General features: G+C 43.9%; 13 protein-coding genes and 1 riboswitch. Of the genes, 10 read left to right on the top strand and 3 right to left on the bottom strand.

Annotated elements, in window-relative coordinates; genetic code table 11:
• Positions 1-259: 259 nt before the first annotated feature.
• A complete protein-coding gene (gene rpmB, locus VN447_RS15255; RefSeq protein WP_325526201.1) occupies positions 260-451 on the bottom strand; it encodes a 50S ribosomal protein L28 in 192 nt (63 codons plus the stop codon).
• A 195-nt stretch (positions 452-646) separates the two neighbouring features.
• Here rpmB and VN447_RS15260 point away from each other — a divergent pair, with 195 nt between their 5' ends.
• From VN447_RS15260 to VN447_RS15295, 8 genes are all read left to right on the top strand, one after another.
• Complete coding sequence (locus VN447_RS15260) at positions 647-853, top strand: DUF1858 domain-containing protein (protein ID WP_325526202.1); 207 nt, start codon at positions 647-649, stop codon at positions 851-853.
• Position 854: 1 nt separating this feature from the next.
• Positions 855-2,924: an ATP-dependent DNA helicase RecG gene (gene recG, locus VN447_RS15265; RefSeq protein WP_325526203.1), complete on the top strand. Its 2,070-nt coding sequence runs from the start codon at positions 855-857 to the stop codon at positions 2,922-2,924.
• 176 nt (positions 2,925-3,100) lie between these two features.
• Positions 3,101-3,304, top strand: coding sequence for a hypothetical protein (locus VN447_RS15270; RefSeq protein ID WP_325526204.1), 204 nt, complete (start codon positions 3,101-3,103; stop codon positions 3,302-3,304).
• A 52-nt stretch (positions 3,305-3,356) separates the two neighbouring features.
• The gene (locus tag VN447_RS15275) at positions 3,357-4,028 is read left to right on the top strand and encodes a TVP38/TMEM64 family protein (RefSeq protein WP_325526205.1); all 672 of its coding nucleotides are present in this window, start codon (positions 3,357-3,359) and stop codon (positions 4,026-4,028) included.
• A 98-nt stretch (positions 4,029-4,126) separates the two neighbouring features.
• Positions 4,127-4,726, top strand: a complete 600-nt coding sequence (locus tag VN447_RS15280) for a hypothetical protein (RefSeq protein WP_325526206.1) — start codon at positions 4,127-4,129, stop codon at positions 4,724-4,726.
• 111 nt (positions 4,727-4,837) lie between these two features.
• A complete protein-coding gene (locus tag VN447_RS15285) occupies positions 4,838-5,638 on the top strand; it encodes a HipA family kinase (protein ID WP_325526207.1) in 801 nt (266 codons plus the stop codon).
• 84 nt (positions 5,639-5,722) lie between these two features.
• Positions 5,723-5,968, top strand: coding sequence for a 2-hydroxymuconate tautomerase (locus tag VN447_RS15290; protein ID WP_325526213.1), 246 nt, complete (start codon positions 5,723-5,725; stop codon positions 5,966-5,968).
• 58 nt (positions 5,969-6,026) lie between these two features.
• Entirely contained in the window at positions 6,027-6,521 is a 495-nt protein-coding gene (locus VN447_RS15295) for a hypothetical protein (RefSeq protein WP_325526208.1), read from the top strand.
• On the opposite strand, the gene VN447_RS15300 is transcribed toward VN447_RS15295, so the two are convergent.
• Positions 6,518-6,802, bottom strand: coding sequence for a ferredoxin family protein (locus VN447_RS15300; RefSeq protein ID WP_325526209.1), 285 nt, complete (start codon positions 6,800-6,802; stop codon positions 6,518-6,520). The genes VN447_RS15295 and VN447_RS15300 overlap by 4 nt on opposite strands.
• Positions 6,802-8,184, bottom strand: a complete 1,383-nt coding sequence (locus VN447_RS15305; RefSeq protein WP_325526210.1) for an FAD-binding protein — start codon at positions 8,182-8,184, stop codon at positions 6,802-6,804. The genes VN447_RS15300 and VN447_RS15305 overlap by 1 nt, the downstream gene beginning before the upstream one ends.
• Positions 8,185-8,337: 153 nt before the next feature.
• Positions 8,338-8,474: riboswitch (cyclic di-AMP (ydaO/yuaA leader) on the top strand.
• Positions 8,475-8,477: 3 nt separating this feature from the next.
• Between VN447_RS15305 and VN447_RS15310 the strand changes: the two genes are divergently transcribed.
• Together VN447_RS15310 and guaB are read left to right on the top strand one after the other, a co-directional pair.
• Positions 8,478-9,116, top strand: a complete 639-nt coding sequence (locus VN447_RS15310; RefSeq protein WP_325526211.1) for a 3D domain-containing protein — start codon at positions 8,478-8,480, stop codon at positions 9,114-9,116.
• Between the two features lie 137 nt (positions 9,117-9,253).
• On the top strand, positions 9,254-10,708 hold the full coding sequence (guaB, locus tag VN447_RS15315; protein ID WP_325526212.1) for an IMP dehydrogenase: 1,455 nt from the start codon (positions 9,254-9,256) through the stop codon (positions 10,706-10,708).
• The last annotated feature ends 139 nt before the right edge of the window (positions 10,709-10,847 follow it).

Below are 10,847 nucleotides of genomic sequence, written 5' to 3' on the forward strand. Positions count from 1 at the left end.
ATAAAGTAGACTTAGCTTCAGGTGGGGTTTTAACCCCATCTGAAGGTTAGTCGCCCTTATCCAGGGACTTAGCCGCTCGCCTGTGCCCTTTGGGTATAACTCCCACTTGTAGAAGATGGGAGTCTTAGAGCGGGTTAGTCATCGGATAGAAGTGCTAAAATAAAAAACCAGCGTTCCAAGCGGCCGCTGGTTTTTTTAAATATACAATAAAAAAGGACTTGCATTTTATCAAGTCCTTCATTAACTGTTTACTTCGGTATTACACTGCGCGTTGGATTTTACCAGAACGCAGACAACGGGTGCACACATTAACCCGTTTAGTTGCACCTTTAACTAATGCTTTAACTCTTTGTATGTTAGGTTTCCAGGTGCGCTTGGTTTTAAGGTTGGAATGGCTGACATTGAAGCCGGAACGCTCACCTTTACCACAAATCTCACAAACATTTGCCATCTATTTCCACCTCCTGTAGGACAAATCCTCATGTACTCAACGTGACTATTTTAGCACAATTTACTTGTGATGTGCAAGGCCAAATCGAACTTTCTCCAGATATTTTCACAAAATCTCTGGCATTTGGTGTGCATCAGCAGGAATTGTGCGTATAATATTGAAATTAGAAATAAGTAAACGAAGGGGGGCTTAGCTATGTTCACTAGAAGCACTCCGATAATTGAAGCTCTGCGCTCACATTCGCAAGCTTGCGAAATCTTTGCCAAATATGGTATGGGTTGTATTGGCTGTATGGGATCAATGACAGAAACTATTGAAACTGGTGCCAATATGCATGATATTGATGTTGAAGCTCTACTGGCCGAATTAAACGATCTGCTGGCAGGGGCAAACAAAACGTAAGGTGATTATTATTCAAAAATTGTGGTCTGCTAAAATACAATTTTTAAAAGGTGTTGGACCAGCCAACGCAGCTAAACTAGCAAAATTAGGAGTTTTTACTGTCGGTCAGCTCCTGGAGCACTATCCACGCCGCTATGAAGACCGGAGTAACCATAAGCTGATTGCCGAATTAACTGATGGGCTATATGAAACCTTCCGGGCAGTAGTCATTAACGTAGGTGAATTAAAGTCACACCGTGGCCTTAAGATCGTAAAGATTACCGTACGAGACCAATCTGGCATGGCCCAGCTTACCTGGTTCAACCAATCGTATATCAAAAATAAGTATAAAACTGGCATGGAACTTATCATTTCAGGCAAAGTTCAGCGGCGCATGCATGCAATTGAAATAAATAAACCGGATATCGAGTTAGCTGCCGATTTTAATGCTGATTCCGGGCAGATTATACCCGTATATCCGGCTACCGACGATATTCCTCAATGGCAATTACGCGCACTCACTCGTCAAGCGGTGGAACTCTTTCAGACTTCAGCAGCGCCTGAGGTGGAATCTCTGCCTCCCGATATAATATCCGGACATAACCTTATGAATCGACAACAGGCGCTGGCTACCATCCATTTTCCGAAAAATATGGAAACGCTGGCTAAGGCCCGGCGACGCCTGGTGTTTGAAGAATTATATTTATTACAATGCGGCCTAGCGTACCTAAAGCAAAAAAATAAATTCAAATCTCGAGGAATCAAGCACGCTCCCGACGGTCAATTGGTAACCAAAATAGAAGACACCTTGCCCTTTTCGCTGACTGGTGATCAAAACCAAACCCTGCGCGAAATTAAAGCCGATATGGAAGATACCACGCCCATGCAGCGTTTAGTACAGGGCGACGTTGGCTCAGGTAAAACGGTTGTTGCTGCCATAGCCCTCGCCAAAACAGTGGAAAACGGTTATCAGGGAGCCATGATGGCGCCGACCGAAATTTTAGCCGAACAGCATTATCACACCCTGGCCAAACTGCTTGCGCCACATGGCATCAGACTAGCTATACTTACAGGTAAACTTACCCGTAAGGCTCGAGATCAGATACTACGCCATATCAAAGAGGGTGGAATAGATGTTGTTGTCGGCACCCATGCACTTATTCAGGACGATGTTGAGTTCAAGCACTTGGGACTGGTGGTAACCGACGAGCAACATCGTTTTGGCGTTCGGCAGCGTGCTCTACTGGAAGCCAAAGGCGAGCAGCCTGACGTATTAGTTATGACTGCGACGCCCATTCCCCGGACAATGGCACTTACGGTATATGGTGACCTTGATATATCAATTATCCGTGAACTTCCGCCTGGCCGCCAACCAATCGCTACCTATTCCCGTGGCAGCGAACGCCGGTCAAAAGTTTATGCTTTTGCCGTAGATCAAATCAAGTCCGGTAGGCAGGTTTATATTGTCTGCCCGCTTGTCGAAGAATCTGAAAAGGTGGAAGCCCAGTCGGCAGTAAAAATCTATGAAGAGTTATCGTCTACATTTTTTAAAAATTACCACTGCGGGCTACTACACGGTAAAATGAAATCACCGGAAAAGGACGCTGTAATGGCGGCCTTTTCCGGTGGTGAAATAAAGGCACTTATCGCAACAACGGTAATTGAAGTAGGTGTTAATGTACCTAACGCCACCGTTATGATTATTGAAGGTGCCGACCGGTTCGGCCTTGCACAGCTGCATCAACTGCGTGGCCGGGTAGGCCGAGGAGAACATAAATCTTATTGTGTCCTATTGTCAGACAGCACTAACGAAGAAACAATAGAGCGGCTCAGAGTTATGACCGAGATCAATGACGGGTTTATTTTGGCCGAAAAAGATTTGATTTTAAGAGGGCCAGGACAGTTTTTTGGTACTGTCCAGCATGGCATGCCGGATTTAAAAATTGCTGACATTATCAGAGATACTGATGTTTTGCTTGAGGCTCGCCGTGCCGCCCAGCAAACAGTCTGTACGCCTGAATACCTCAACCGAGTATGGCAGACACTGTTAAATTGGTTTGGCGAAAAGTTTACTATGGTGTTTTGTAGATAAAAAAAAAGGGGCGGCCCGAAAGCCGCCAATTATGGGAGAGGAGAAAATTTACATTAATAATATTAACATTCTCGACAGGGTTTATACATTAAGACATTAAACTTTTTAAAATAAATTCTTATTTTTTATAGCCGCCGCGCGCACACTAAAGAAAAATAAAAGGAGTGGGTAGCGGCATGGAAAATAAATATACTGAACAGCAACTAAGGAATATTGCCGGTGAATGTCAAGAATTTGAACATATTATCAATGCGATGGGGTACGGTTATTCACTGCTCAATGTATCTGCAGCCAACTATGCCAGACGTTGTACTGACTGTATTCACTGGCTAGGCGGCTCCTGCAATATATTTCAAAAGGAAATATCTCAATGGGAATAACCAAACAGCGCTGCAACTACAGCGCTGTTTTTGAAGAACAGGAAGGTATGAAATGAATAAACTGCTGGGTTGGCTGGCTATCGCAGTAATAATCGGATTAACGTACATGTGGCAGCCGGAATTTTTTCATCATGCGTATGGGATTATCGAGAAGGGCGACATTGCCGCTTTGGCTGAATATCTAAGATCCTTCGGCCCGAGTGCCGTACTTATAACCATTATTCTGTTTGTCGTAATGACCTTTACTATTGTATTTCCTTTTATGATCTTATCAGGCGCTGCCGGTATCGTCTTCGGTCTTTGGTGGGGAATACTTATCTCATGGATGGGTGAGGTCATCGGGGCAGCTGTTATGTTTGTTATTTCCCGCTATTTCTTCCGGCACGCGGTAGAAGGGTGGATTACTAAAAGTCCCTACCTTAAACAAGTAGATGACTACAGCGCAGCAAATGGTTTCAAGGCACTTCTCATCGCTCGACTACTGCCGTTGGCACCGTCAGGGATTATTACTGCCGTGGCTGCTATTAGCCGCATTACAGCACGTGACTTTATTCTGGCCACCGTTATTGGCAAGCTGCCGCCTGTTGTTGTCAAAGTGTTGTTAGGCCATGACATTGTTTTTGCCGGTGAAAATATGACCAGGCTGATTGTAATCGTTCTTCTGGTTATTGCCATATATGCGGGACTTTGGTGGAGTAAACGACGCAAGGTAAAAAGAGAATAGCCTGACATAAAATGATCTGAGAGTAACACTTTCATTCTATTGCTCATACAGTATAGTAGCACACCACTTTTATTAGATATTAGAGGAGGTCTATACTTATGGGCATATTCAGAGAGCTCCGCAACGAATGCTTGATTAGAGAACTTGAACGCGAATTAAACACAGACATATTGTTATTTGGTTTTGATGGTTTTGTTTTTTTTGGTAATCTACAAAGAATTGAAGACTGCCGTGTAGGTTTTCTAACGCCGGCCATCGAGGCAGAGTCTAACGTTGAGATTCTTTCTCCTGGCGGAGAAATCGTGGATGTAAGATTCCTCCAAGTTGATCTATGGCAGATCGTTGCTAAAGCTACCGGCGTTAAGAGCAGTCCATTTAATACTAGTAGTGACGATTGTCATGATGACAATGGGTCGCGCGAGGAGCCAGAAAGGAATGAGGCAGCCGAGCGACAAGAGAGCCATGACTTGATTTGCATTTTAAGGCGTATGATTGGTGATGAGGTAGTAATTACAACTCTTGGCGGTTTCTTATTCCAAGGGATACTTGGTGATGTCGATGATGAATTAGCCTTTATATCGGTTTGCGAAATTTTTGGTCCGGCTACTTCTTCTGGGATCTCTGATGATAAGGTAAGCACAGCTGTAATCAATCTGGAGGCTATAACCTCAGTATCCAGATCATGTGATTGTTGTTAACTTATTCAGCATTGACTAAAGCTGATAACTCTAGTCAATGTTTAAAGTGCGAGACTCGGTGATTTTTTACCGGGTCTTTTTTCGTAGAACTAAATGAGGGAGGTTGGCTATATGCTGAGGGCCGTGGAATATTTGGGTAAAGTGGGAGTAGGGGTTACGTTACCGCAGTTTTTTCGTGCTCATGACGGAAATGTTTATGTAGTAAAATTCCAAAACAATCGACTTAGCTCCCGCGTATTAGTAAGCGAATTATTAGCAGCTAAGATCGGTGAGATAATGGGGCTGTGCTTTCCGTCGAGTGACATCATTGAAATTGATGAACAAATGGTGAATGAAAATCCATACCTTTTGGAGTTAGGCATAAATCAGGGACAGCATTTCGCCTCTCACTATCTCGAGCATGCGGAGTATGTAGGAAAGGATCGATTAGCTAAAGCTATCAATGTACCAGAAATGGCCGGCGTTATTTTGTTCGATCATATATTTCACAATGCTGATCGTGCTAAAAATCAGAAAAACCTACTACTTCGACTTGAGGATGAAAAATATAAAATCTACGCTATAGATAATTCCCATTTGTTTAGATCGAGCAGATGGACCATTGACTCGTTTCAAAAGCTTGGTACAAGAATAAAGATTTATTATTTTCAGCACTATAGGAATTTACTTAAAGACCTCTTATCTCCGCAGGATTTTCTTCCTTATCTCGATATTGTAAAAAAGATTAGCAATGAGCAAATTGAGTATATAGTGCAGGAAATCCCAAGTGAATGGCTGCCCGATCAGCCAGATCGCCTAGCGTTGGTGGAGTATACAAAAATGCGAATGGGTATGGCGGATGAGATATATGAAAAACTCTGCAGGTTTATTCCTAAAAGCCGTGGTGGGCAACGATGGTTGTTCGCCAAATAGGTTGCTAGCCTACTAAATTAAATAAATTACATCAAGATATCTCAAAAGTAATTTGGAAATGTTATCTTTCATTTTGGCAGGATTATTCCATTCGATAACGAAGATAATATTCGAAGTAATGCCATCATGAAGGAGGAAATCATAATGCCAATTGTACAAATCGATATGCTTGAAGGCCGTTCTCTGGAACAAAAACGGGAGATGGTTAAAAAAGTAACCGAAGCCATTGTTGAAACCGCCAAATGCCCGCCTGAAGCAGTAACTATCGTACTGCGTGAAGCTCCCACCCAGCATATTGCCAAAGCAGGTGTATTAGCGTCTGATCGATAATTTCTTAGGCCATTTCTTAATGAAATGGCCTAACTTTTAGAAAGGTGGTACTAAAGTTATGCTGCCTATACAATTTGCACTTGAACTTGAATCTTCAATAAACATTTATGTAGCTGGGCTATCAGATGCTGCCGCAACCGGTATTGCGCCGCTTATCGCTCTGATTAACAGCTCCCAGAAAGAGTTTTTACAGCTTTTATCAGTTGCCAGCGCAATAAACATTGACACGGCTCCTTACCCGGACGTAAACGAAACCAAGTTGCTTGGTTCAGACAGCTCCTGGCAACAAGTTAACCAAAACACGGCCGCAGCTGACGTCAGTATGACGGAGCTTACGACGCTTTGGGCAATCTACACTGCAATTGACAAATCGATACAATTTTACCAACAGGCAGCGTCAAACAGCGCCCACCCTCAGACTCGGCTGTTTTATAGCTCGCTGTGCCAGGTGAAGAAAATTCTGCGCAGAAGAATAGATGGCCATATCCAGATATACTACAACCATTATTGGGGGCATTTGGGATTTGCACCATTTATCCTGGGAAAAGATTAGCCTTCACGGTAGGCTACACCTAAGCCGCCTGACGGATACATAAAGATAATATTATCAAACCCGCATGCCACCCGGCAAGCGCCGCACTCAACACATTGCTTATAATAAACCATTATGGGACTGCCTAGCTGGTAGTCCCATTTAAATACGCTGGTAGGGCATATGTTCAGACACTGTTTCGCCTCACACCTGGTGCATTGTTCCTGATCGCGTACAGCAACATGCTGATGGTCATCGTCCGGATTAAACTGTATAAGCAAAATTTTATCCTGCAGTTTCATTATCGAATCACCTTTAGCGCTTTCCAGGCATCTGATAATATCTTCAAGACTGGTTGCATACTTGTCACTTTTTTATAAATCATAATCCTCTTGGCTCGTTTAGGCATTGTATATACCCGCGAAACCTGATAAGCTGTTTCATTAGCCATACGGGAGTAAAGGTCAAAAGCGTAGGGCAGGTCACGCATCAGTTTAGCAACACCGGCGTTGGCCTTTAAATCCTGCATGATGAAGCTTTCGTTTAAGAGTTCAGTGTATAAAGACAGCTTTCGTACCGAATAATCCCGACTGGTTTTAGCCCCATACACGGCTTTTGCCGAGTAAAATCCTGACCACATCGCAAGGTTTATACCATGCGTCCCATTGACCAGCGACCCGGCATCGCCGACAATCATTAGACCTGGATGTACCAGCTTAGGAACAGCATAATAGCCACCCTCTGGAATTAACGAACCACCATACGCAATCGTTTGGCCCCCGGCTATAAGAGTCTTTATATGGGGGTGCTTTTTTATGCGTTCCAGGAGTTCGTTGGGATTAAATCCGGCTTGAGCAAAATCGGCTACTGGCATGCCTACATTAAGACTAATACTGTCTCTAAATGTATGTATGGAACCAGTACCGTTAAATCCAGCTGTTGGGTAACCAATCAGTCCGATTATCGCCCCCTGACCAGATGGCAGGTTAAAGCGATCCTCAATCACGCTTGAGGGTAGGGCAATGGTTTCTTTTACGTATAGAGAAATGTTTTCCGCCGATACCGGGGCCGCTAGCCCTGACCGTTCGGCCAACAACGCGTTAGCGCCATCGGCCAAAATAATAACATCTGCCAAATACTTGCTGCTGCCACCATTTACAGCTACCACGCCGACAGCCTGTCCGTCATTAAACAGAACCTCTGTTACTGTGTGCTTAAAAAGGACTTGCGCGCCCGCCTCAGCTGCCTTGTCTGCCAGCCATTTATAAAGATTGCTGCGTTTAACTGAAAACCTGTTATAGGGGGCGGCAGCAAGCCTGACACTTTGAAACCTGGTTGATAGCACAGAATCCTCAGTCATCCACCAATATGACTGGTCGGTAATAATTCGTTCACACTGGCATTCTTCCCAGAAGTTGGGGAAGAGCTTATGGACATGGTCTGCCATAATACTGACTCCGCCACAGCATTTCGCTCCCGCATATGGGCCCCGTTCCAGGACGAGTACGTCAAGGCCATCCCTGGCCATAAAATACGCTGCCGTCAGTCCGGCTGGCCCGGCCCCGGCTACAATCGCATCATACTTTTTTATAACAGCGCTGGGCTCTTGTTTGTCAGTTCTAGAGGAAGTTGTTTTACCAGTTATTTTGTGTGGTTTTTTTGCCTGATACCAATGTTTTAACATATACTCACCCAGCTTTAGTTTACGCCTAAATTTTAAATTTATTTTATGGGCACGAATAATCAAGCATAACTGAGAAAAAAGTTGTTTAATAATCATTATTGCTTGATAAACCTTCATAAACATGATTGCGCCATCTGGATTTATACTGTATTATATACGGACATGCCGAATTTCCTCACCAATAGGAAAACGGGGGAACCATTTCTGGGGTGAATCTGCGTTATGCAGTAGGGATTTCCCTTTGTCCCGAACCCGTCAGCTAACCTCGTAGGCATTTAGAAAGGGGTGTTTAAATGAAAAACATCAAAAAAATTATTATTGGTACCATAACTATGGCTGTTTTAACAGCTAATATTTGGGTGTCACCAGCTTTCGCAGCGTTGGGTGACCAAACGCTCAAACTAGGTATGGACGGCCAAGACGTAACAGATCTTCAGGTACGACTTAATGATTTAGGTTATAACAATATTACTGTTGATGGTGTATTTGGTGAAACTACCGAACGAGCGATAAAAGAACTTCAAAATGCAAAAAATATTGATGCCGATGGTATTGTCGGGCAGGATACTTTTCAGATTCTGTTAGGTGACCGTAGAACAGAAGTATCTCGCGGTAGTGCACCAGGACGTTACAAAACCGTTTTGGACATTAAAGCTACTGCCTATGCTCCAGGTCCCCACGACAATGGCCAATGGGGCAATCTGACCTATATGGGCACTCAGGTACGTCCAGGCGTAATTGCTGTTGACCCGCGGATTATTCCGCTTGGTTCAAGGCTATATATTGAATTTGCCGATGGTAATGGCATGTATGGTGTAGCCGAAGATACCGGCGGCGCAATCAAAGGGAATCGAATCGACATCGCAATGCATTCTGTAGATAAAGCCTATGACTTCGGTGTCCAAAATGTAAAAGTATATGTTCTTAGCTAGTAACAATGCCTGGCATTTTGCCAGGCATTGTTTATTTTTTTTATAATTACATGAAAAATGGTAGATTTGGTAACTTTATTTGTGTTATTATATTGGGAAATACCTATTACGATGTGTTTGGTGAAAGGAGTTAGTCAATGTTTGACAACAAATTCGGTCCTGAAGGGTTAACTTTTGATGATGTTTTGCTTGTACCGGCAAGGTCGGAAGTTCTTCCCAGGGAAGTAGAAGTATCCACATATTTGACTAAAAATATTAAGCTTAATATCCCTATTATCAGCTCCGGAATGGACACCGTTACCGAAGCCCGGATGGCGATTGCCATGGCACGTGAAGGCGGCATAGGGGTAATCCATAAAAATATGCCTATCGCCCGTCAGGCTAATGAAATTGACAAAGTCAAGCGGTCTGAACATGGCATTATTGTTGATCCAATATTCTTATCCCCTAGTAATACCCTGCAAGATGCTCACGACCTCATGGAGAAATATCGTATTTCGGGGGTACCTGTTACCAGCAATAACAAACTAGTTGGTATTCTGACCAACCGCGATTTACGTTTTGAAACTGATTTAAGCCGTAAAATTGCTGATTGTATGACCAGAGAGCACCTAATCACGGCACATGTTGGCACCTCACTGGAAGAAGCCAAAGAAATTTTACGTGAACACCGGATAGAAAAATTACCGCTCCTTGATTCTGAAGGAAATTTAAAAGGACTCATTACGATTAAAGATATTGAAAAAGCGCAGAAGTATCCAAACTCAGCTAAAGACGCTAAAGGACGCTTGCTAGTAGCTGCTGCTGTTGGTGTCGGGTCAGATATGATGGAGCGTGTAGAAGCCATTGTGGGCGCTAAGGTTGATGTAATTGTTGTTGATACTGCCCATGGCCATTCTCGGGGCGTACTTGACGCCGTAAGAAAAATTAAAGACGCTTTCCCTAATATTGAGCTCATCGCTGGCAATGTCGCTACTGCCGAGGCTACCCGTGATTTGATTGAATCAGGCGCTGACGCTGTCAAAGTGGGTATCGGACCTGGTTCCATTTGCACTACCCGGGTAATTGCCGGTATTGGCGTACCGCAAATTACAGCAATTTATAACTGTGCCAAGGCTGCCAATGAGTACAACGTGCCAATTATTGCTGACGGCGGCATCAAGTATTCAGGAGATGTAGCCAAAGCAATCGCCGCTGGCGCTCAGATCGTAATGATTGGCAACCTGCTTGCCGGTACTGAAGAAAGCCCGGGAGAAACTATTATTTATCAAGGCCGTAGCTACAAAGTATACCGGGGTATGGGATCACTGGGTGCAATGGCGGAAGGCAGCAAAGACCGTTACTTCCAAGAAAATATGGACAAGCTGGTGCCTGAAGGAATTGAAGGGCGGGTTCCCTATAAAGGCTCGGTAGCTGATACAGTCTTCCAACTAATAGGCGGTCTGCGGGCCGGTATGGGTTACTGTGGAGTTCGCAATGTAGAAGAACTTATTACTAAAACCCAGTTTATCCGGATAACCGGTGCCGGTCTTAAAGAAAGCCATCCACATGATATCAGTATCACGAAAGAATCGCCGAACTATAGTGTTTAATAAAGTGAGACTTAGCTTCAGGTGGGGTTTTAACCCCATCTGAAGTTTAGTCGACCTTATCCAGGGACTTAGCCGCTCTTAACTCCCACTTGTAGAAGATGGGAGTCTTAGAGCGGCTTGGTCATCGGATAAAAAATGC

It is taken from the genome of Sporomusa sp. (genome assembly GCF_035561155.1).
In the GTDB taxonomy this organism is placed as follows: Bacteria; Bacillota; Negativicutes; order Sporomusales; family Sporomusaceae; genus Sporomusa.

Coding starts and splice junctions, on each gene's coding strand:
- rpmB (WP_325526201.1), bottom strand. CDS start 451: ATGGCAAATGTTTGTGAGATTTGTGGTAAAGGTGAGCGTTCCGGCTTC.
- VN447_RS15260 (WP_325526202.1), top strand. CDS start 647: ATGTTCACTAGAAGCACTCCGATAATTGAAGCTCTGCGCTCACATTCG.
- VN447_RS15270 (WP_325526204.1), top strand. CDS start 3,101: ATGGAAAATAAATATACTGAACAGCAACTAAGGAATATTGCCGGTGAA.
- VN447_RS15275 (WP_325526205.1), top strand. CDS start 3,357: ATGAATAAACTGCTGGGTTGGCTGGCTATCGCAGTAATAATCGGATTA.
- VN447_RS15280 (WP_325526206.1), top strand. CDS start 4,127: ATGGGCATATTCAGAGAGCTCCGCAACGAATGCTTGATTAGAGAACTT.
- VN447_RS15285 (WP_325526207.1), top strand. CDS start 4,838: ATGCTGAGGGCCGTGGAATATTTGGGTAAAGTGGGAGTAGGGGTTACG.
- VN447_RS15295 (WP_325526208.1), top strand. CDS start 6,027: ATGCTGCCTATACAATTTGCACTTGAACTTGAATCTTCAATAAACATT.
- VN447_RS15300 (WP_325526209.1), bottom strand. CDS start 6,802: ATGAAACTGCAGGATAAAATTTTGCTTATACAGTTTAATCCGGACGAT.
- VN447_RS15305 (WP_325526210.1), bottom strand. CDS start 8,184: ATGTTAAAACATTGGTATCAGGCAAAAAAACCACACAAAATAACTGGT.
- VN447_RS15310 (WP_325526211.1), top strand. CDS start 8,478: ATGAAAAACATCAAAAAAATTATTATTGGTACCATAACTATGGCTGTT.
- guaB (WP_325526212.1), top strand. CDS start 9,254: ATGTTTGACAACAAATTCGGTCCTGAAGGGTTAACTTTTGATGATGTT.